Origin of the sequence: Photorhabdus hindustanensis (assembly GCF_002968995.1) — a bacterium.
In the GTDB taxonomy this organism is placed as follows: domain Bacteria; phylum Pseudomonadota; class Gammaproteobacteria; order Enterobacterales; family Enterobacteriaceae; genus Photorhabdus; species Photorhabdus akhurstii.
In genome coordinates this window covers 55,191-78,104 of record NZ_PUWT01000029.1, presented here as the reverse complement: position 1 = coordinate 78,104, position 22,914 = coordinate 55,191, and the positions used below count along the sequence as shown (strand labels likewise).

General features: G+C 41.0%; 16 protein-coding genes and 1 tRNA gene. 7 read left to right on the top strand and 10 right to left on the bottom strand.

Annotated elements, in window-relative coordinates; all coding sequences use genetic code 11:
- Positions 1–11: 11 nt before the first annotated feature.
- On the bottom strand, positions 12–1,427 hold the full coding sequence (fliD, locus tag C6H66_RS12210) for a flagellar filament capping protein FliD (RefSeq protein ID WP_105395734.1): 1,416 nt from the start codon (positions 1,425–1,427) through the stop codon (positions 12–14).
- Positions 1,428–1,700: 273 nt separating this feature from the next.
- Between fliD and C6H66_RS12205 the strand changes: the two genes are divergently transcribed.
- From C6H66_RS12205 to C6H66_RS12190, 4 genes are all read left to right on the top strand, one after another.
- Entirely contained in the window at positions 1,701–2,771 is a 1,071-nt protein-coding gene (locus C6H66_RS12205; RefSeq protein ID WP_105395733.1) for a FliC/FljB family flagellin, read from the top strand.
- Positions 2,772–3,006: 235 nt separating this feature from the next.
- On the top strand, positions 3,007–3,729 hold the full coding sequence (locus C6H66_RS12200) for an RNA polymerase sigma factor FliA (protein ID WP_036775524.1): 723 nt from the start codon (positions 3,007–3,009) through the stop codon (positions 3,727–3,729).
- Positions 3,730–3,781: 52 nt separating this feature from the next.
- On the top strand, positions 3,782–4,294 hold the full coding sequence (fliZ, locus tag C6H66_RS12195) for a flagella biosynthesis regulatory protein FliZ (protein ID WP_011146218.1): 513 nt from the start codon (positions 3,782–3,784) through the stop codon (positions 4,292–4,294).
- A gap of 633 nt (positions 4,295–4,927) precedes the next feature.
- Complete coding sequence (locus tag C6H66_RS12190; RefSeq protein WP_036807549.1) at positions 4,928–5,434, top strand: GNAT family N-acetyltransferase; 507 nt, start codon at positions 4,928–4,930, stop codon at positions 5,432–5,434.
- Between the two features lie 122 nt (positions 5,435–5,556).
- Here the strand turns inward: C6H66_RS12190 and putA are convergent, their stop codons facing one another.
- A complete protein-coding gene (gene putA, locus C6H66_RS12185) occupies positions 5,557–9,537 on the bottom strand; it encodes a trifunctional transcriptional regulator/proline dehydrogenase/L-glutamate gamma-semialdehyde dehydrogenase (RefSeq protein WP_105395732.1) in 3,981 nt (1,326 codons plus the stop codon).
- Positions 9,538–10,024: 487 nt separating this feature from the next.
- Between putA and putP the strand changes: the two genes are divergently transcribed.
- On the top strand, positions 10,025–11,509 hold the full coding sequence (gene putP, locus C6H66_RS12180) for a sodium/proline symporter PutP (protein WP_105395731.1): 1,485 nt from the start codon (positions 10,025–10,027) through the stop codon (positions 11,507–11,509).
- 172 nt (positions 11,510–11,681) lie between these two features.
- On the opposite strand, the gene xylB is transcribed toward putP, so the two are convergent.
- The 4 genes from xylB to cycA all read right to left on the bottom strand — a co-directional run bounded on the left by xylB (position 11,682) and on the right by cycA (position 16,930).
- The gene (gene xylB / locus C6H66_RS12175) at positions 11,682–13,193 is read right to left on the bottom strand and encodes a xylulokinase (protein WP_105395730.1); all 1,512 of its coding nucleotides are present in this window, start codon (positions 13,191–13,193) and stop codon (positions 11,682–11,684) included.
- Positions 13,194–13,196: 3 nt separating this feature from the next.
- The gene (locus C6H66_RS12170) at positions 13,197–14,225 is read right to left on the bottom strand and encodes an NAD(P)-dependent alcohol dehydrogenase (RefSeq protein WP_046395713.1); all 1,029 of its coding nucleotides are present in this window, start codon (positions 14,223–14,225) and stop codon (positions 13,197–13,199) included.
- A gap of 444 nt (positions 14,226–14,669) precedes the next feature.
- Positions 14,670–15,269, bottom strand: coding sequence for an NAD(P)H:quinone oxidoreductase (wrbA, locus tag C6H66_RS12165; protein ID WP_046395712.1), 600 nt, complete (start codon positions 15,267–15,269; stop codon positions 14,670–14,672).
- A 254-nt stretch (positions 15,270–15,523) separates the two neighbouring features.
- Positions 15,524–16,930 carry a D-serine/D-alanine/glycine transporter gene (gene cycA / locus C6H66_RS12160; protein ID WP_105395729.1) on the bottom strand — a complete coding sequence of 469 codons (1,407 nt, stop codon included), beginning with the start codon at positions 16,928–16,930 and terminating at the stop codon, positions 15,524–15,526.
- A gap of 251 nt (positions 16,931–17,181) precedes the next feature.
- Between cycA and C6H66_RS12155 the strand changes: the two genes are divergently transcribed.
- Positions 17,182–17,257 (top strand) — tRNA-Lys (locus C6H66_RS12155).
- 257 nt (positions 17,258–17,514) lie between these two features.
- On the opposite strand, the gene C6H66_RS26800 is transcribed toward C6H66_RS12155, so the two are convergent.
- The 4 genes from C6H66_RS26800 to dsdC form a co-directional block, all read right to left on the bottom strand.
- Positions 17,515–17,592, bottom strand: coding sequence for a tail fiber assembly protein (locus tag C6H66_RS26800; protein WP_072165119.1), 78 nt, complete (start codon positions 17,590–17,592; stop codon positions 17,515–17,517).
- Positions 17,593–17,599: 7 nt separating this feature from the next.
- Positions 17,600–18,445 (bottom strand): gp53-like domain-containing protein, encoded by an 846-nt coding sequence (locus tag C6H66_RS25650; protein WP_046394681.1) that lies wholly within the window; start codon positions 18,443–18,445, stop codon positions 17,600–17,602.
- A gap of 527 nt (positions 18,446–18,972) precedes the next feature.
- Positions 18,973–19,521 carry an Ail/Lom family outer membrane beta-barrel protein gene (locus C6H66_RS12140; protein ID WP_105395728.1) on the bottom strand — a complete coding sequence of 183 codons (549 nt, stop codon included), beginning with the start codon at positions 19,519–19,521 and terminating at the stop codon, positions 18,973–18,975.
- Positions 19,522–20,162: 641 nt separating this feature from the next.
- A complete protein-coding gene (dsdC, locus tag C6H66_RS12135) occupies positions 20,163–21,101 on the bottom strand; it encodes a DNA-binding transcriptional regulator DsdC (protein ID WP_046394683.1) in 939 nt (312 codons plus the stop codon).
- A gap of 241 nt (positions 21,102–21,342) precedes the next feature.
- Between dsdC and dsdX the strand changes: the two genes are divergently transcribed.
- Positions 21,343–22,680: a D-serine transporter DsdX gene (dsdX, locus tag C6H66_RS12130; RefSeq protein WP_105395727.1), complete on the top strand. Its 1,338-nt coding sequence runs from the start codon at positions 21,343–21,345 to the stop codon at positions 22,678–22,680.
- The last annotated feature ends 234 nt before the right edge of the window (positions 22,681–22,914 follow it).

Below are 22,914 nucleotides of genomic sequence, written 5' to 3'. Positions count from 1 at the left end.
ATTTCCTTTAATTATTTCATTTGCTGTAATAAGAAGTTACCGGTGTTTCTCAAGGAAGAGACCATTTTATCCAGTTGTGAAAATTGGCGTTTATAACGTTCAATTGTTTCGTTAATATTCTCTTTCGTCCTGTCTACTTGTTTCTCAAGGGTTTTTAGACGCTTGTTAATGCCATTGGTCGCGGTAACTAAAGTACCTTCATGGCTATCCAGAGCATCTTTTAATAGCTTATGTGTCTGAGTGGCAAAACCCGTTTCTTTACCGTCTCCCATAAAAAATGCTTTCACATTAGCTGGCTTTTCTTTTAGATTTTTTTCCAGTTTTTCATTATCAATTTCCAACTTGCCGTCAAGCTTTTGTTTAATACCCAGTTTATTCAAGGTTGGAATATCATTAGCCGCCTGAGAGCTGAAAATCTGGCTTCTTAGCTGGTTCTGTATTCCGCGTAATGTGCTGTCACCTAATAAAGCGCCATTATCTTTCGACGGTTCTTCACCTTGTTTTACGGGCTTAAATTTGGTCAGCGAATCAAATGTCGTTTGTAATTCATTATAAGCATCAACCCAGTTTTTAATCGCCTCTTTCATCGGCTCAATATCACGGGATATGACCAGTATTTCTGGCTTATGTTCCCCTGGTTTATCTTTATCCTCAGTCGTTTTTTTCAGATCCAGTTTAACGCCTTCGGGTGCATCGGTAATATGGTTTGTCTGACGCTCAATTTCGATTTTGTTGACGGTCAATTTCGCATTTTTCGCTTCAACCGTTTGAGTGAGTTTACTAGTTGTACCCGGATAGTTTAGAAACTCGCTAAGTTTGTTATCACCTTCAACAGTGATGGTCATCACCGATTCAGTGCCCGCTTTTTTGGCCGTCAGCACTAAATAGTTTTCGCCATCTTTGGCTTTAATAATACTGGCGTTGACATTACCTTCCTGCTTATTAATGGCATCACGGATCTCAATAATGGATGTTTGTCCGTCTGTCAGCTCGATTTTCATCGGCTTTTTTTCGCCAGGCTGAGTAATGGTAATTGTCCGGGTTTTACCTTCGCCCAAAGTTTCACCGATATGCTCTTTGATATTACTGACTTCTTTTGTCTGTAATGATTGTGCCTGCGCCAATTGTTTAACTTCAATACTGTAGTTACCTGGGCTGGCTTTAGAATCCGTACTGGCAACGAATGCATCATGTTTTTCGCTGGCAGTGGTTGTGTTAAGTTTATCGAACTTTTTCAGTGATTCAGACGCGGTTTCCAGCTTTTCTAAACTGCCTTTTAACGTACCAAAAGCGGTTAGCTTACCTTTATAACTGGTTTGCTGTTGTGTTAGAGGGACTAAACGCTTTTGTTCTGCTGCCTGAAGTTTATCCAGTATGGAGCCCAAATCCATCCCCGATCCGGCGCCTAATGAAGAAATGCTAGCCATTATTGACTCCTTTATTAGTAAATTTTTATTGAACCGGTTATCGGTAAGTTTTTAGAAAAGTTTACTAATAAAAATAATTTTTCTATGGTAGGAATAGTCGTGAAGAACCGACGCTGTTTGGCTTATCAGGGATATGTGATAAAAAAGAAAAAGTTTTTTCAAGAAAAATTAAAGGTTCTTTGAGGAGCGCCGATAAAACTGTTGGCGGTGATGAACACCGTGGGTAAACCCCAAACTTATATATCGACTTGATTTTAAAAAGGAACTCTAACTATGGCACAAGTCATCAACACCAACAGCCTGTCCCTGCTGACTCAGAATAACTTGAACAAATCCCAGGGTGCTTTGGGTAACGCTATCGAGCGTCTGTCTTCTGGTCTGCGTATCAATAGCGCGAAGGATGACGCGGCTGGTCAAGCGATCGCTAACCGTTTCACTGCAAATGTTAGAGGTTTGACTCAGGCGGCACGTAACGCTAATGACGGTATCTCTATTGCACAGACTACCGAAGGTGCGCTGAACGAAATTAACACCAACTTACAACGTATTCGTGAACTGACGGTTCAGGCAAGCAACGAAACCAACTCTGCGAGTGATACCAAATCTATCCAGGAAGAAGTTACTGAGCGTTTAAAGGAAATTGATCGTATTTCTGAACAAACTCAGTTCAACGGCGTTCGTGTTTTGCGTGAAGATAGCAAAATGACCATTCAGGTTGGTGCTAATGATAACGAAGTTATCGATATTGATCTGAAAAAAATCGACAAACAAGCTCTGGGACTGGGAACATTCACTGTTTCTGCGGAAGTTCCAAAAGGTAAAGAACTTCCAAATATTGAAGAAAAACCAGGTACAACTCATAATTTTGATTTTTCTGGTGATGCTTCTGCTAAAGATCTGAAAAATGTGAAAGTTTATGAAGCCATTGGTAAAGATGGTAAAGTTGAAGCAGATAAATACGTTGTCACTGGTATTGATGACAAGGGCAAAGTAAAATCTTTCAGTGCAGAAATTACCAAAACTGATGGTAAGGTAAAAACAACGGGTGACATCACTGCCAAAGCATCAGAAAAGCCTCTGGAAACTTTGGACAAGGCTTTGGCACAAGTTGATAGCCTACGCAGTTCTCTGGGTGCTATCCAGAACCGTCTGGAATCTACCGTTAACAACCTGAACAACACCGTTAACAACCTGAGTTCTGCTCGTAGCCGTATCGAAGATGCTGACTATGCGACCGAAGTGTCTAACATGAGCCGTGGTCAAATTCTGCAACAAGCGGGTACTGCGGTTCTGGCTCAGGCTAACCAAATTCCTCAGAATGTAATGTCTCTGCTGCGCGGCTAAGGCAATATGTGAACCTGATTCACATAAAAATCCAAATAAAATCAAGGATCGGCTCGCCGGTCCTTCTTTTTTAGGAGTTTATCAGGAACAGCCTAAAATTTGTGATACTATTAGGCAGACAATAAATTTCGCATAGGTGAAAAAGAAGTGTTTTTACTACATTGTTCAAACGATTGCCCTTGTTAGGGGATTGGATAATGATGGTTAGTCTCTTTTTCCAAAGGTGTCTGTTGTTGTGAGCGATTTGTATACCGCCGAAGGCGTGATGGACAAAAACAGCCTCTGGAAGCGCTACGTACCATTAGTTCGCCATGAAGCGTTAAGGCTACAAGTTAGGTTACCCGCGTGTGTGGAGCTGGATGATCTACTTCAAGCCGGGGGAATCGGCTTACTAAATGCGGTGGAACGTTTTGATTCCTTACAGGGAACCGCGTTTACCACTTATGCGGTACAACGCATCAGAGGTGCAATGTTGGATGAGTTAAGGAGCCGTGATTGGGCTCCGCGTAGCGTGCGCCGTAATGCGCGCGAAGTGACGCAAATCATCCGTAAACTTGAGCAAGACTTAGGCCGTCCAGCCAGTGAGCAGGAAGTTGCTAAAGAATTAAAGATTGATCTGGTAGAATATCGGCAGATACTGTTAGATACGAATAACAGTCAGTTGTTTTCGTATGACGAATGGCATGAAATTCATGGTGAAAGCTGTGAACCTGTCATTGAAGAGGGGCATGAAACTAATCCCTTACAACAATTGCTGGAGAGTGACGTTCGTCAACGGGTAATTGAAGCTATTGATTCGTTACCTGAGCGAGAAAAAATGGTTCTGACGCTGTATTATCAGGAAGAACTTAATCTGAAAGAGATTGGCGCAGTACTTGAAGTCGGGGAGTCCCGTATAAGTCAGCTACACAGCCAGGCGATTAAACGCTTGCGGGCACGCTTAAATCCGGAAAAGTAACTTTTTTGCTTATTTGTTTTTTGTTTAAGACTACACACAGGGCTTATCTCTTATGTCTGTTACAACACAAAAGAAACGGCCGCTCAGCCGTTACATTAAAGACTACAAACATAGTCAAACTCATTGCTTGCATTGTCACAAAGCTCTTGACCGTATCTCTTTGGTTTTTAATGGCCAAGTGATCAACAAAGAGTCCATCTCCGAGATGACGGAGTTGATTGATGACAAGACTTGGGATGAGCTGCAAGATAAATTTGTCGCGTTATGTCGTTTTTGCAGTGAGATTTATTGCAATAGCGAGACAGATTATTTTGACATCATGTCGTTCAAACAGTACCTGTTTGAACAGACTGAAATGAGTCATAGTACTGTTCGTGAGTATGTGGTTCGTTTACGACGTTTGGATGAATTGCTCACTTCAAGCAATTACCCTGTAAAAGAGTTCACAACAGAGAAAATTCAGGAAAAACTGAGTGAAAAGCTGTCACAGTCGGCATTCAGTAACTACAACATTGCCTTGCGCAAGTATGAACAGTATTTGAGCTGGCAACAGGGCGGTCACTAAGCTGGAAATATAAACAGCAAAGAGATGATTAATTTTGGGGGAACACATTTTGGTGTGTTCCCCTTAGACCGCTGACAAGCCACGTTAAAAATAACGAGGTTGTTTTCATTATGCATAATCATGCAACTCATTTTCTTCATTAATTCGGTTTAATTGCCCGTCTGGGCGTGTAGAAGAGTTTATACGTTAGGCAAACAAAAGGAGATATCATCTCGATTGGAGAATATTTGCATATTTTTTATCTTTCAGATGTGAAAATAAAAATCTCTTACAGATGAGATGATGAATGATTTATTAATCTTCTCAGCAAGCCAATGGACTTATTTTGATAAAAGCGACAAAGAAGAGATAATAATATAATACAATCTTGGCTTTTAATAACAGGGACGATAATAGGATTAATTATTTTTTTATATAATGGTTGCGGATTGCCTATTTCCCATGAGATTTTTTGTTTTTATTTCATTGAGTTGGGTTTTGGAGGTGATAAAGGAAATTATTTTAAATATCACGATAGGTACCAACTTATTTTGCCTTGTTATCTTTTCAGTTGTCTCACCATTAATTAGCCTAACATCATCTTAAATCTTATTGACTTTTGTATATGTTAATTTCATTAATATGGTATTCGCTATGGAAAAAGAAATATTTATTTTTAGAGAAGTTAACGTAGAAGATGCAAACAGTCTGGTTGTCTTTTTAAATGATTTGGATAACACATCGGAATTTATGTTACTTGAGCCGGGGGAAAGAAAAACAAGCGTTGAAGAACAGGCGGATATAATAAAAGGATTCGGAAAAGACAGGCAAATGTTAATATGTGAAGATAACAAAAGTATTGTTGGATTTATTGTTATATCTAGAGGAGTGTGTAATAGAAACAGGCATCTGGGTTCTATTGTTCTTGGAGTAAAAAAAGAATATAGAAACAAAGGTATAGCGAGAAATCTACTCGACAAAGCGCAAGATTGGTCCCGGAAAAATGGAGTTAGCAGACTTGAATTAACCGTTGCAATAAAAAATACATTGGCAATAAAGCGGTATTTGTCATCAGGTTTTATTTTTTCTGGCATCAGAACTGGCTCATTATTTATAAATGGTGAACTGATAGATGAATACTATATGAATAAAGAAATATGAATAAAGAAATATGACTAAAGGAATATCTGAAATAGTAATGGACCGTGGGCAAACAACCGGTGATTAAGCTTAGATTCTTGGGGAACACATTTTTGATGTGCTCCCCTTAGCTACAGCCGAAATTAACCGATAGTCATCAGGCTGGCATTGCCTCCCGCCGCCGCAGTGTTAATGCTCAGTGAGCGTTCATGTAGCAGACGTTCTAACAGCAGATTAGTTTCTCCACGGGCAAAACCTTGTACGGAAATGATAACGCCTTTACGTTGAGCGATTTGTTCGCAAACTTGGCGCAATTGATCAGAATCGCCGTGGTAAATAACCGCTTCGAATACCGTATCTTCACTTTGCCAGTCCTGAACCAAATTGATTGATTTACGGACGCTATCTGGCAATTGACGAAACAGTTGCTGATGTAGTTCATCATTTTGCCATAGTAACTGACAGCCCACAGATAATGTTGCTGCCAGTTGAATGAATGTATCCTGTTGATTATCCGCCAGACACAACACCTGACCACGAGGTAACAGGGTATAAGTATTGCGTTCGCCGGTCGGCCCCGGCAACAGGCGGGTGGTACCACCTTGCGCCAGTAGTTTATATTGTTGAATCAACTGATTTAGCTCTTCGTTGTGCTGCTTGGTCGCCCATTCTGTCAATGCGTCAAAAGGGGTCGTCAGTACTGAACGGACATTGGCATCCAGTGGATATTCAGCATCCTGACGCTCCAATGTTTGGTTGATCGCGTTTTGAGGGCGGCAAGAGAGCAGACGGTACAAATAGAGCGGGCCGCCTGCTTTCGGCCCGGTACCGGATAAGCCTTCACCACCGAACGGTTGCACGCCAACAACAGCGCCTACCATGTTGCGGTTAACATACAAATTGCCGACTTTCGCTTTGGCGGTAACTTGTGCAATCGTTTCATCAATACGGGTATGGACGCCCAGGGTCAGACCATAGTTGGAGTTATTAATCTGATCCAGCAATTTATCCAGCTCGTTACGTTTAAAACGGACAACATGTAGAACCGGGCCGAAAATCTCTTGTTTTAATTCATTGAAATTTTCCAATTCAATCAGTGTCGGTTTAACGAAAGTGCCTTGATCCCACTCTTGATTGTCAACCACATTATCTTGGGCTGCCTGATAAATCGTGCGTCCTTTGGTACGCATTGTTTGAATATGGCGATCAATGCCGGCTTTGGCTTCCGCGTCAATGACCGGGCCGATATCGGTAGACAGGCGTTCAGGATTACCCATCCGGCATTCAGACATGGCGCCTTTCAGCATGGTGAGGGTTCTTTCTGCCACATCATCTTGAATACAGAGGATACGTAAGGCAGAACAACGTTGACCGGCACTGTCAAAAGCAGAGGCGACCACATCAGTAACAACTTGTTCTGTCAGCGCGGAAGAATCGACAATCATGGCGTTCAGACCACCGGTTTCGGCAATCAGAGGGGTTGGGCGCCCTTGTGCATCGAGTCTTCCGGCAATATTACGTTGTAACAGACTAGCCACTTCGGTGGAGCCGGTAAACATCACGCCGCGTACTCTCTCATCTCCCACCAGAAGAGAACCAACGGTTTCACCTCGGCCAGGTAATAATTGCAATGCATCGTGGGGAATACCTGCTTGATGCAGTATTTTGACTGCCGTTGCCGCAATTAATGGGGTTTGCTCCGCAGGTTTTGCTAATACACTGTTACCGGCAGCCAATGCAGCCGCTATCTGCCCGGTAAAAATGGCTAATGGGAAATTCCACGGGCTGATACAGACAACCGGCCCCAGTGGACGATGGGTATCATTAGCGAAATCATGACGAACTTGTCCCGCATAGTAATAGAGAAAATCGACCGCCTCGCGTACCTCGGCAATCGCATTATTAAAGGTTTTGCCGGCCTCCCGAACCAAAATACCTAATAGCGGTTGCAGCTGGTTTTCCATCAATTCCGCAGCGCGAACCAGAATAGCAGCTCGTTCTGATGGTGGCGTCGCAAACCAGATTGCGCCGGCTTCTGTTGCGACATCCAGCGCATGACCGACTTCCTGTTCAGTGGTTTCACGAACATAGCCGACAATATCCGAAGGTGCTGCCGGGTTAATAACTGGTTTAGCGGCCGGTAACTCACCTTGATGGTGATAACTACCGCCTAGTAGTGGCTCGCTATATTGTTCTTCGGTGGCAGAACTTAATAGCGCGCTGGAAAGAGATGCCAGACGATGTTCGTTGGCAAGATCCAGACCGGCTGAGTTTGCGCGATCTTTGCCATACAGATTGTGAGGCAGATGAATTTTCGGATGTGGAAGACCGATTTGACCTTCGGTTTCGGCCAGCTTCTGAACCTTTTTCACCGGATCAGCGACCAGTTCATCCAGTGGTAATGTGGTATCGGCGATACGGTTGACGAAGGAGGTGTTAGCGCCGTTCTCCAACAGGCGACGGACCAGGTAAGCCAACAGTGTTTCGTGAGTGCCTACTGGTGCATAAATACGGCATGGACGGTTTAATTTACCATCAGCGATTTTTCCTACCACTTGTTCATACAAGGGTTCCCCCATGCCATGCAGACACTGGAACTCATATTGACCAGGATAATAGTTTTGGCCGGCCATATGATAAACGGCAGCTAAAGTATGAGCGTTATGGGTAGCGAACTGAGGATAAACCAGATTGGGTACTGACAATAATTTGCGGGCGCAAGCCAGATAAGAAACGTCAGTATAAACTTTGCGGGTGTAAACCGGATAGCCTTCCAGCCCATCGATTTGAGCGCGTTTAATTTCGCTATCCCAGTAAGCGCCTTTTACCAGTCTCACCATCAACCGACGGCGGCTGCGTTGTGCTAAGTCAATGACCGCATCGATAACAAAGGGACAGCGCTTTTGATAAGCCTGAATAACGAAACCAATGCCATTCCAGCCAGCCAGTTGTGGTTCAAAACAGAGTTTTTCCAACAAATCGAGGGAAATTTCCAGACGATCGGCTTCTTCGGCATCAATATTGATACCAACATCATATTGGCGTGCCTGTAATGTCAGGGAAAGCAGGCGTGGATATAGCTCGTTCATAACGCGTTCATATTGAGCACGGCTATAACGCGGATGCAGGGCTGAAAGCTTAATGGAAATTCCCGGTCCTTCATAAATGCCGCGGCCATTAGATGCTTTCCCGATAGCATGAATCGCTTGTTGATAGGAAACCATATAATTCTGAGCATCTTCCTCAGTTAAAGCGGCTTCACCTAGCATGTCATAGGAGTAACGGAACCCTTTTTCTTCCAGCTTACGTGCACTTGCCAGCGCTTGAGCGATGGTTTCTCCGGTAACAAACTGTTCACCCATCAGGCGCATTGCCATATCTACGCCTTTACGCACTAATGGTTCGCCGCTCTTACTGATAATGCGATTCAGCGAATTGGAGAGTTTGGCTTCGTTGTGGGTAGAAACCAGTTTGCCGGTAAACAGCAGCCCCCAGGTTGCTGCATTGACAAACATGGATGAACTTTGGCCCAGATGGGAATGCCAGTTGCCGTTACTGATTTTGTCGCGGATTAGCGCATCGCGAGTGGCTTTATCAGGAATACGGAGCAAGGCTTCCGCAAGACACATTAGCGCAACGCCTTCCTGAGATGAGAGCGAGAATTCCTGTAATAACCCTTGAACCAGACCTGAACGACCAATGCTGTTTTTTTGGTTACGCAGTTTTTCTGCAATGCTGTAAGCCAGCTTATGAGTTGCTTGTGCCTGATCTTCTGGTAATTGCGCCTGTTGTAGCAACATGGGAACTGCTTGTGTTTCTGGCAGGCGATAGGCCGCAGTAATTGCGGAACGTTTTACTGATTGAGGCAGGATATGCTCTGCGAAGTCGAGGAAAGGTTGATGAGCAGAATCTGGTGCCGTTTCTTCGGCGATTATCTTCTCTTCTTTAATATCTTGATTAGCAGAGAGTTCAGCGATCTGTTCATCATTTTCAAGACGTTCAAGGTAATTAAAAATAGCTTGTTTAATTAGCCAATGTGGAGTGCGGTCAATCCGTTGTGCAGCAGCTTTAATGCGATCGCGCGTTGCTTCATCAAGCTTCACGCCCATTGTTGTACTACCCATCCTTGCTCCTTAATAGGTAAGGTTTATCTAAAATTGCATGATAATATCTGACATGTTGCAACTTTGTGCAACCTTATGAGAATCGCTTGTTTTATTTTTGTGAAATTAATCTAGTTATTATAATTAGGTGGATATATTTATTTTTGTGACTTTATTTGATTGATACACATTGGTTTAATATTTTGTAGTGAAATATAGGGGTGTAACCCTGAAATGGTTAAAAAGTATAATTTTTAAAGCAAATAAATGTGATTCAGTAGACGTTTCTTGTAAAAAATGGCGTTAATTAGTTGTTAAATTACCTGATGCTAATCTAGGATTCACTGTAACTTTCTAATTGGTTACAAAAATAATTATTTCAATTTAGAATTATGGACCATTTTTAGGTGCAATCAGGTGCAACGTTCCTGAACCTGACAGGGAAAACTCTGTGTACCCAGGAGAACTGCGGATTTGCAAAACACAGATAACACTATGGAGAACTTGCATGACAGTAAATACACCAATGCTAATCACCTTTATTGTCTACATTACTGGTATGTTGTTGATAGGTTTTTTGGCTTATCGTTCAACCAAAAATTTTGATGATTATATTTTGGGAGGAAGGCGATTAGGTAGCGTGGTAACGGCTTTGTCTGCCGGTGCTTCGGATATGAGTGGCTGGTTATTAATGGGCTTGCCTGGCGTAGTCTATTTTGCGGGGATTTCAGAAAGCTGGATAGCCATTGGTCTTGCTTTAGGCGCTTACCTGAACTGGAAATTGGTGGCAGGCAGGTTACGAATCCAGACCGAAGTCAATAATAATGCGCTAACATTGCCGGACTATTTCACCAGTCGTTTTGACGATAGCAGTAAGATCCTACGTATTATTTCTGCGTTGGTTATTTTGATCTTCTTTACTATCTATTGTGCTTCTGGCGTCGTTGCCGGAGGATTGTTATTTGAAAGTACGTTCGGTATCAGTTATCAGAAAGCCATGTGGCTCGGTGCAGCCGCAACGATTGCTTATACTTTCCTTGGCGGCTTCCTGGCGGTCAGTTGGACCGATACGGTTCAGGCTTCATTAATGATCTTTGCGCTTATTTTGACCCCAATTATCGTTATTTTCTCTGTAGGCGGCATTGATACCTCTCTGGCGATGATAGCGGCAAAAAGTCCGGCTTATTTAGATATGTTTAAGGGGTTGAACTTTATTGCCATTATCTCGTTATTGGGTTGGGGGTTAGGTTATTTTGGTCAACCGCATATTCTCGCGCGTTTTATGGCGGCAGATTCTCATCATACTATCCGTAAGGCTCGTCGTATCAGTATGACTTGGATGGTGTTATGTCTGGCAGGTACGATTGCTGTCGGTTTCTTCGGTATTGCTTATTTTGAGATGCATCCTGAACTGTCTGGCCCGGTCACAGCCAACCGTGAGCGTATCTTTATGGAATTGGCGGTTGTTTTGTTTAATCCTTGGATAGCAGGCATTTTACTCTCAGCTATTTTGGCCGCGGTGATGAGTACCTTAAGCTGTCAGTTGCTGGTGTGTGCAAGTGCTTTGACGGAAGATCTTTACAAACCCTTTATCCGTAAATCTGCCAGCCAGAAAGAGTTGGTGTGGGTAGGGCGTTTCATGGTGTTGCTGGTGGCGGTTATCGCTATGGTGATAGCAACCAATCCAGACAATAAAGTACTGGCTTTGGTTAGTAATGCATGGGCTGGATTTGGTGCTGCGTTCGGCCCAGTGGTACTGATTTCTGTTATCTGGAAACGTATGACACGTAATGGCGCATTAGCGGGGATGTTGGTAGGGGCCGTTACGGTATTGGTATGGATGAAGTACCAATGGTTTGCGTTGTATGAAATTATTCCTGGCTTTATCTTAGCTTCTATTGCGATCGTGGTTGTGAGTCTGTTGGGTAAAGCGCCGAGCAGAACAGCGCAACAGCGTTTTATTGATGCTGAGGCGCAATACAAGACTAAATGAATTGAGATAACGTATTGAAATAAAGGTAAAAAAGTGTGAAGGCGAAATGCCTTCACCAGACCACTAACAAACCTCGTTTAAAATAACGAGGTTTGTTTTTTTCATCATGAAAAATTATTGGATGCCGGTAACTTTGAGTCATTCATTAGGAGAATTATCGTCGGCCAATGTTTCATATTTTCACCTCTGGATATTCAGTAGTAAGCAGAGATAAATAATCTTGATAAAGCACGTCATATAATGCGACTGTTTCGGGGGTTGGAACGGTGCGGGTTTCTTCATCAAGATGAACAAAACGTTGGCAAAGGTGAGCGAGCTGCGCTTGTTTATCTTTCTTTTCTGTCAAGGTGTCACACCACATCGCTTGAATAGCAGCACCTAGGGCGGCAGCTTCTTGATTAGTGGCGCAAATAACCGGCGTATTCATGACATCAGCCACAATTTGTCGCCATTTTTTGCTGCGAGCGCCACCGCCGGTCAAACGGATCTCATTAATTTCAATCCCTTGTTTGCGAAATAATTCAATACCAAAACGTAGCCCGTAGGTGGCGCTTTCAACTGCCGCCAAAATGAAATTTTGTTGATTCATATTGCTAGTATCCAAGTTATGGAGGCTCGCTTTAGCGTGGGGAAGTGGCGGGACACGTTCACCATTAAAAAACGGTAGCATCATCAAACTATTAGCACCGGGTTTACTCTGGTTCAATGTGTCATTAAAAGCCTGAATATCCATATTAAACAGCTTCTGAATAGTGGTTGTTGTTGAAGTCACATTCATCGTGCAAATCAATGGTAGCCATCCATTATTAGAGGAGCAGAAACCCGCGATCATTCCAGAATCAGCGACAATTGGTTTGTCAGAGTAAGTGAATAGGGTGCCAGAGGTGCCTAAACTCATGGTCGTGATGCCGGGAATGATATTGCCCGTTCCAATTGCAGCCATCATATTATCGCCCCCGCCAGACGCAACTTTGGTTGTCGGTGAAAGCCCTAATCTTCTTGCTATTTCGGGCCTTACTGTGCCAATACAGGTCTCAGCGGAAACCAATTCAGGCAATGCATGCCAAAGACGGCCATCCGGATCAATTAATTGGGCAGTTTGGTTATCCCATTCGCGTTTACGAATATTCAGTAATCCGGTTCCTGAAGCATCACCATATTCGGCGACTAATCTGCCTGTTAGCCAATAATTGAGATAATCATGAGGTAATAAAACGGTATCCAGCTTTTCCCATAATTCAGGATGGTATTTTTTGAACCAAAGAATTTTAGACGCAGTATAACCTGTTTGCGGCATTAATCCGAGTTGTGCTAAAGCAGCTTGCGTACCACCGAGTGCATCAATAATTTCCTGATTTTCGACTGCTGTTTCAGTGTCGCACCACAGTTTTACCGGTGCTAAAACATGGCCTTCTGCATCCAGAGGAACAAAACCGTGTTGTTGACCTGATACGGCAAGAGCGACAATTTCTGTACCAGAAATTCCTGCTTGCTCAATCGCTTGAGAAAAGGCACTCTCCAATGCCTCTGTCCACCAGTGAACCTGTTGTTCACGATGGCCGTTTGAGTCGCTAATTATTGGATGAGGCGAGCTGCCTTCCCCCAAAATATGCGCTTTTTGGCTATCGACAATAATGACTTTAGTACTTTGTGTACCGCAATCGATACCAGCGTAGAGCGCCATGCGTTACTCCATTTCCAACATAATTTTGATATCTGTCGGGCGACCCTCTGCGGCTCGTTCATAAGCTTGAACGCTGTCTTTAAATTTATAGGTTGCGGATAATAAGGGGGTTACTTTGAGCTTGCCAGAACTCAGTAAACGGATAGTACGAGGATACATATTTGCGTAGCGGAAAATAGTTTTGAATGTGATCTCTTTAGCTTGAGCAGAGACAATATCAAGTGGCGCTGGATCAATAGGCATACCGACCAGAACAGCTATTCCTCCTGGTGCAATATGTTCTGAAATAGTGGCAATGACCGGTTTTGCGCCACTACATTCAAAGAGAATATTGACGCCATTACCATCGGTTAATGCGTTAACTTTCTCAGCAAGTACTTTGTTATTAACAGGGTGGAGACCTGGGTACTGCTTTGCAATTTCTAGTTTTTCATCGAACACATCACAAATAATGACATCAGAACAACCACCGGCTAATGCAGCAAGTGCGGTAACAATTCCGATCGTGCCGGCACCAACAACTAATGCGATATCTCCAGGTTTAATTTCTGCTTTTGTGGCTGCTTGCATACCGATAGATAATGGTTCAACCATTGCACCTTCGGCAAAACTGACATTATCAGGTAATTTGAACGTAAATGCCGCTGGGTGAATAACTCTTTCTCGTAAGCAGCCATCAATAGGGGGCGTCGCCCAGAAACGGATTTCTGGATCTAAGTTATAAATACCTGCCCGTGATTGTGGTGATTGCAGATTAGGAATGCCAGGTTCCATACAGACACGATCGCCAGTTTTTAGGTGAGTCACATTTTTACCTACTGCTGTGATGATGCCTGATGCTTCGTGCCCGAGGATCATCGGTTTTTCGACAACAAATGGCCCAATACGCCCGTATTGGTAATAATGCACATCGCTGCCGCAAATTCCCACCGAATGAATTTTTATCTCAACATCATTTTCACCCACTATTTCGGGGGCTTCCCAGTCTTGAATTGAAATCTGACCTGCCTTTTCTAATACTAATGCCTTCATGATCTGCCCTCTTATTTTGATATTACCGATATCATTTATTTGGAGGGATATTAGATCGAAAATTATTATATTTATGTGATTTAAGTTAAGGTCTTATTAAATGGTGATGTTTTTGTGTCAATATTAAAAAGCGAATTATCCACTTGGTCACTATTTTAATATGTATATTGACAATATAATGATATCAATTTCAATAATAAGAATATAAGCATGAATAAACAACCTTATATTGAAAAATAATGGTTTTTTTCGAAAGTCATATTAAATTCAAGAGTAAACTGTTTGGATATTTGAATTCGATATATTCAAGTCAGCTATAAAGGGGCGGCAGAAAAAGACGAAGGTGAGCACAACCGATCCGGAAAGTGGGTTTATGCATCGCATCAGTAAGCCTTACCTCCAGAGTCTGGCGCGTCAGCTCAGTCGCTTCGCCTTCGTATCATGTTAATCTTTCAGTTTTTTAGCGATCTTCGCTACATGCTCACCTTGATAACGAGCGATCTTCAATTCATTTTCATTGGGGATGCGAGAACCATCACCGTTAGCAATAGTACTGGCGCCGTAGGGTGTTCCTCCTTGCATCTGCGAGATATCGCCAATTTCAGGAATACCATAACCAATCGGTACAATAATAAAGCCGTGGTGGGCGAGTGTTGTCCAGGTTGAAGTAATCGTCATCTCCTGACCACCGCCAACGCCTGTGGAAGTGAAGACGCTAGCGACTTTGCCGTACAGTTTACCTTCGACCCACAGGCCGCCGGTCTGATCTAGAAAGTTTCTCATTTGGCCGGCCATATTACCAAAGCGGGTTGGGGTGCCGATAATTATGGCATCATAATCAACCAGCTCTTGTACGGATGCAACCGGAGCAGATTGATCTACTTTACCACCTGCTTTGGTAAATGCTTCTGGTGGGATGGTTTCTGGCACGCGTTTAATCGTGACTTCTACGTCAGCGACTTTTTTAGCGCCTTCTGCCACTGCGGATGCCAGCGCTTCAATATGACCATACATGGAATAATAAAGCACAAGAATTTTAGTCATATTACTTTCTCCTACAAGGTTAAAAAGTGGCTGCGAAGTTTACAATAACGGCAGCCTGTTATTTAAATTCATCAATATTATTGATGGAATAAGGTGAAATGATCATGTTATGAAAATTGCCTAATGCTTTTATAAGGAAGATTTTCTTAACCGATAGAGTTAAGTGTAGTGTTAATTTTTCAGCTTGCAGCAATAAAAAAGACCTGTGGAGTATTATTCCAACAGGTCATATAGATATTAAGGATTTGAATAAGTTAGCTGTACAAACGTGTTCTACGTTTTTTTACAACTTGAAAACCGATAATTAAAACCATAAACCAGATAGGCGTGATGATTAATGCCTGACGGGTATCATCTCGTAAAGTGAGTAATATCAGAACAAATGCAAAAAATGCCAGACAGACCCATGACATGATAATACCCAATGGCATTTTATAGGTTGAAGCCTTATGTAATGCCGGGCGACGTTTCCGGTAAACCAGATATGAGCATAGGATCATACTCCAGATAAACATAAACAGAATGGCTGAAACGGTGGTTACTAAGGTAAATACATGCATAACATCAGGAATTAAATAAATCAGCACCACACCACAGGACAAACATAAACAGGTGAAAATTAACCCCGATGCAGGTACGGAACGGCGTGAAAGGCGGCTGAATTGTTGTGGCGCATCGCCTTCTTTTGCTAACCCAAATAACATACGGCTGGTGGAGAAAACACCACTGTTAGCTGAAGAGGCGGCAGAGGTTAATACCACAAAGTTCACGATACTGGCGGCTGCGGGTAAACCGATGAGAACAAACAGCTCAACAAAAGGACTTTTGTCTGCAATGATTGAACGCCACGGTGTGACTGACATAATAATTATCAGCGCCAGCACGTAGAAGGTGATAATACGAATCGGAATGGCATTAATGGCTCTGGGAAGGGATTTCATTGGATCTTTAGTTTCTGCGGCGGCAGTGCCCACTAATTCAATACCCACAAAGGCGAATATGGCTATCTGAAATCCGGCAAAAAATCCGCTTAATCCTTTGGGAAAGAATCCGCCATCATTCCATATATTTGCCAGTGAAGCGGTATGACCGGCTGGAGATTGAAAATGCATGCCAATCAGAGCAGCACCTGTCGCGATTAAAGCGATAATGGCAACGATTTTTATCATGGCGAACCAGAATTCCATTTCTCCGAATAATTTCACTGTAGCCAGATTCAGGGAGAGCAATAGTGAAACGCAGAGTAGGGAAGTGAGCCATTGTGGAAAATCCGGTTGCCAATAGCTGATATAGGACGTGATAGCGACCACATCGGCGATACCGGTAATGACCCAACAGAACCAGTAAGTCCAGCCGACGAAAAAACCTGCCCAAGGCCCGAGTAAATCAGCGGAAAAATCACTGAATGATTTATAATTCAGGTTCGAAAGCAATAGTTCACCCATTGCTCGCATCACGAAGAACAGCATGAAACCGATAATCATATAAACGAATATGATCGATGGTCCGGCGAGAGAGATTGTTTTCCCTGATCCCATAAACAGACCCGTGCCGATGGCGCCGCCAATAGCGATAAGTTGTATATGCCGGTTGCTTAGATTGCGTTGCAACTGCGTTTCCCCGGTTTTAGCGGAAAGTGAGGTGTGTATATTTTCTGCCATAGTATGTAGTATCCAATATTTTCTTCGGTAAATTGTTACGGCTCTTTAAGTGGCCTTTATATGATGATGTTTGCGAAAAATATTGTGACACAGATTACTATAGTAATAACAGCCTGATCTCACTTTAAAAACAAATTGGTTACAATTTAACTTGTTAATGCTGTTGGAATTGAGTATGAATTATTCGTTCGGAAAAAAGTGGCTATAATATATTGACGACAGCTTTGTATAGAGGAATAATTACTCGTATTGGGTTGTTAGCTCAGTCGGCAGAGCAGTTGACTCTTAATCAATTGGTCCGGGGTTCGAGCCCCCGACAACCCACCAATCAAATTAATGAGTTGTGAATATTTCACTGACAACTTATTTTTCTAGGTAACTTATTCGTGTGTCATAATCATATCGGGTCTGATTTGATATTTTTTATATGCTCTTAAAAGATGATGTAGTGATACTGGGATAATTTATCAACGAGGACTATCTCCCAAGGAACTTAATGAATCATCTAATACAAATAAATAAAATTGTTAGGCCGAGTGTTCTTCTGTTCCCGGCCTTTTTAGTAATTATAATGGTAGATTTGGTCAATCAATCTCTGGTATTTTTGAATTATCAATCCGATTTAGTATGACTCGGTATTTTTTCCAAGTCTGCAACGTCATGTATTCCTTACCACCCAATAGCAAACCAAAAAACTTTAGCTGGTTGATCATTTGAAGCTTGATCAAGAGTCAATTTAAATCTTGCATTGTCCATAATTTTAAAATATGCGGAAATGACACCGCTTTCTGTTTTATGATAATCAGGTGTTGCTACTCCGATAGCACAAGTAGAGGGAAATGCAATAGGGAAATAATAAATATTAGATGTTTCATCAATTTCCTCAGGAGATTGTCCCCATTGATAAATTAATCCAGTATCACCACACTTCCACCAACCATTTGTAGTTCTTAAAGAAGCAGTGTTTTTACTGCCATAATTACCACGTGGTTGATATTTCCCGTCTGATTCAGATTTATCGTAACTTCCTATATCCCCGGCAGTTAGATTGATATCACTGGATAACGTCTTCCCATTGACTTTACGAGTATTAGGTACTTTACCATTAATATTTTCATTCAATGAATTTATTATATTCTGAGCAAGCTTTTGCGTAACAGCCAATGTATCATCATTACCTACAACATTTGTAAGCTGGACAACGCCTTTTTGGGTTAATGAGGCATTTGGTGTTGCTGTTGTGATTTTTTGTTCTAACGCTTTATGTAATTGTGTAGTAAGTTTAGTTATATTTCCATCATCCAGAATATCATTGTTAGATTGTGTTGCGATAAAATTAGCCACCACAGATGATATCGACGATGATTGGCGTAATACTTTATTTAACAAGTGAGTGGGAACATTATCTGGTTGAAATCCAGTATTCAAACTCAGGTTTTCTTCATATCTTTCTTGGCTAACTACATTAGCATTATTATCAATAGAAAACGCCTTAAAATCATTTTTCTGGCTCATATATATTCCTTAAATAATGTTGATTTATAATAAATATATTAAATTATTGTACAGATGATGACTCATCATTTGTATCAACCATAGTCTAGTTCAGATGAAGAATAATGATATGTTTTTATTAGATCAGAAGATTAACTGTTTTTATATTGTTGATGGAAATAAAAAATCAGAAGTATTGTAAATAAAAATATATTTGAATCATATATATTCAACGTTTGGAAATTATTTTTCTTTCATCCTTTCAATTTCTTTCTATCATTTTTTCTGATAATGCATTTTAACTTGATTAAAATGACTAGTGAAAAAACACCTATAAGTTATTGTTTGTTTTTCTCTAAAGTCCTTATTGGTTTTATTTCTTAATTGTTTGTAGTTCGTAATAGCGGAATTAGTCCAATTATCTTTAATTCTAGGTTTTTACCGGTTTTTTATTATAAGTAATTATTTCTATTCAATATTTTTTAAAATCACCAAGGTTGTAAATACAATATTAAACCTTGGTGATGATACATTGATCATTGATTAAGTTAGAAACGATAGCCGACAGTTATATTAAAACCGTTAGTAGATAAATGATCTTTCTCGTTTCCGTCTTTAATACTAAAGCGGCTACCTTCATAACCAGCGGTAATTGAAGTGTTGGTTGTTGGATTAATAATAAAACCCGTTCCCCAACCTAAAGCGTTTTTGCTTGTTGATTCCTTTTCGATTTCTCCACCACTATAGTGGGCAGTAGATTTATCATTTATTCTGGATAGTCCGAGTTGCCCATATAAACTAATGTAGTCATTAATTCTATAGGTTGGGCCAATCATTAAAGAATAGTACTTTAAGTCCTCCCTTGTGTAATATTCTGTTTCTTTTTCATCTCCTTTAGCAAAGGTAAATGATGATAATAGCCCCCATTGATCATCAAGCTCATATCGGTAACTCAATGTTGCACCATTTAGTGCACTTACATCTTGTGGTTTCACGTAGGCGTATCCGATAGAAGCTGTATTCTGTTCAGCTTGGACAGGTAAAGTTATCACAGATACAGAAAAGATAACTCCACAGCTTAATAACAATTTTTGCATTTCATTACACTCTATATACTTCTAAAATAAACGACTTTATAACTCATTTAAACGATTTGCTTACTAGCAGTTGTGATAAATATCATAACTTACATCATCAGTATATATTTTTTGATTAAATTTAGATGTTATTTTCAAATCATTACATTATTGCTGGTTTTTTAAGGATAGAAATAGTGATAAAGAAATTCCAGTAAAAATGTGGCAATAATAAATGGTTATTGTGGTCGATAGAATTATCTCTACTGCTGCAATATTTATTCATTACCAAGGGGTTAAGATTAACTTAATAAGACTGGAATTTTGTAGAAGACTGAATTTTGTCATCAGGAGATGAATTAATAAATTTCCATTTTTCAGGCGAGTTAGAGGAATTATTGACAATTTTGACTTTCAGTCTGGGAAATTATCAACAATATTTACTTTGTAGTCATGAAATTATTCAATGATTTTAATCTTTTTAAAGATCTTTGAGACATCGACTTGACTTTTAGCAGCAGCGCTAAATGAAATAACTGCTACTAATGATAGGATAGAATCCGATGTTAAATTTCTGTGGCGACTCACTATCGCCACTTAAAGCTCAATCACCACTTAAAACAAGGCAGGTTTGTTATATCCGTTAATGGTTGGCTATATTTTTATTCGTCTATAGTTGATTTTAACCATTGGACAAAGGCGTTGACTTTCTCATTCTGTTGTTGAGGCAGGGTACAGGTATAGTAATATTGTTTACATAATACTTCAGTGTTAGGAAAGGGGGCGACTAATTCATTGTTTTCAATTTTTTCCCAAATCATATTTTTTCTGCCCATTGCAACACCCGCATGGTGTATTGCGGCAACAGCAGCTAAATCGGAGCGATCAAAGACAATACACTTGTGTGATGGGTCCAATGTAACGTTAAAGTGTTCTGCCCATGTATTCCACTCTTTGGTATCGGAGTCATAGCTCCATGCTTGTTTATCGTGTAATAGCGTGCAGTATTGTAGATTGTCAATATTTCCCATTAGGTTATGTTTTTCGGCGTATTGTGGGCTACAGACCGGGGTAATATATTCGCTCATCAGATATTGATGTGATAACTCGTTGGACATAATATCGTCAAAATAAATCGCAAGATCGATACCATAACCGCGGAAATTCACATTTTCGTTACCGACTAAAATGTTCAGGTTGATGGATGGATATAGCTGATTAAAATCAGCCAATCTAGGTACTAACCAGCATTGAGTAAAGGTCGGGCGGGAGTAAATAGTCAGATTACCCGATAACTCCTGATTTTTTATTTCCAGAATTTCCTGATTGAGATGTTCCAGCGTCGATTTTATTGTCCAAAATAAACGCTTTCCTTCACAAGTTAATTCAATTTTTCTGTGAAAACGTTGGAAGAGTTTGAATCCCAACTCTTGTTCCAGAGAACTGATTCGATGGCTGACCGCACTGGCACTGATAGCTAATTCGTCAGCGGCCAGAACAAAGGAGCAGTGGCGAGCGGCTATCTCAAATGTATGCAGCTTTGATAACTGGCTTCCATTGAGTAACTTATTTACAACCATGAAATTATCATCTGTGTACATATTTATCGTGTTTCTAGTTCATCGACGACGGATAATGCAACCGTATCATTAAGGCGGTGTGTTTCAGATAGTTTTAGTGATTTAAATCGCAAATAAAGTGAAAATTTTGATCAGTATCACTGAATTGGCTCAATCTGATTCATGCATGGCTATGTATTAATCATTTGTCAAAAATTGAATATTCATATTCAATAATGAAAATTCGTATGACGAACAGAGGCTGACTGTGGGGAATGATTAAGTGGATTCACAACCTTGGGTGATTGGTACGTTACTTACAAGTATTGTGTTAATCGTATTCACGATAATTAAATTAAAAATTCACCCTTTTCTCGCGCTATTGTTAGCCAGTTTTTATGTCGGTGTTTTAATGGGAATGAACCCTGTTGAAATGGTGAGCGCCATTCAAGGGGGAGTTGGGGATACGTTAGGTTTTTTGGCCGTAGTGATTGGTCTGGGAACCATTCTTGGTAAGATGATGGAGATATCCGGCGCGGCAGAGCGTATTGGTATCACATTGCAAAAATGCCGATGGTTGTCACCTGACATCATTATGGTGCTAATTGGTTTGGTTTGTGGTATTACGCTGTTTGTCGAAGTAGGGGTGGTATTGTTAATTCCACTGGCATTTTCTATTGCCAGGAAAACCAATACGTCACTGCTGAAATTAGCGATTCCATTATGTACAGCGTTGATGGCGGTTCACTGTATTGTTCCTCCACACCCGGCTGCATTATTTGTGACGAATAAACTGGGCGCGGATGTTGGTTCGGTGATTGTTTATGGGTTGGTAGTTGGTCTATTTGCAGCTTTGGTAGGTGGTCCATTATTTCAGAAGCTTCTCGGTAGCCGTCTGCCTTTTAAATCGGTTCCGGCTGAATTTTCTGAAATTGCAGTTCGTAAAGAAGAGAATTTACCCTCTTTAGGCATGACATTGTGTACGGTGTTATTGCCAATTGGGTTGATGTTGATTAAAACGATTGCTGAATTAAATATAGAAAAAGGCACCATGTTTTATGCGGTGCTGGAATTTATTGGTAATCCTATTACAGCTATGTTCATTGCCGCCTTTGTTGCCTATTACACCTTGGGCATCAAGCAAAATATGGGAATGAGTACACTGTTGACGAAAACAGAAGATTGTTTCTCCTCTATCGCCAATATCTTATTAATTATCGGCGCGGGCGGAGCATTTAATAGTGTTTTAAAAGTAAGCGGCCTTAGTGATACGTTGGCCGTTATTTTGTCGAGTCTGGATATGCACCCAATTCTTTTGTCTTGGTTGGTTGCTATTATTTTGCATGCGGCGGTTGGTTCAGCAACAGTCGCAATGATGGGCGCAACAGCGATTGTTTCGCCTATGTTGCCGTTATATCCAGATATTAGTCCTGAAATCATTACATTGGCAATTGGTTCTGGTGCTATCGGCTGTACTATTGTGACTGATTCACTGTTTTGGTTGGTTAAGCAATATTGCGGAGCAACGCTCTGTGAAACTTTTAAGTACTACACAACTGCAACGTTTATTGCGTCTGTAGTTGCGTTGGTTGGGACGTTTCTTCTTTCTACTATTGTGTAATGGAAAGAAGTAACAGCTCAACTTGAAAAATAAGAATAAGACGTGCGAAGTGTCAATACCAGGGAAGCCTGTAAAACAGGCAGCTTTTATAGCTAAAATAATAAACAAAATGAACATTAACGTAGTAATTAAAATAAGGGGAAGATAAAAAATAAACAAAGTATGATGTGCTGATATATTGTAGGAAGTTGTAGTAAACATAACATATTGAATATAATAAAAATTCTAATAATC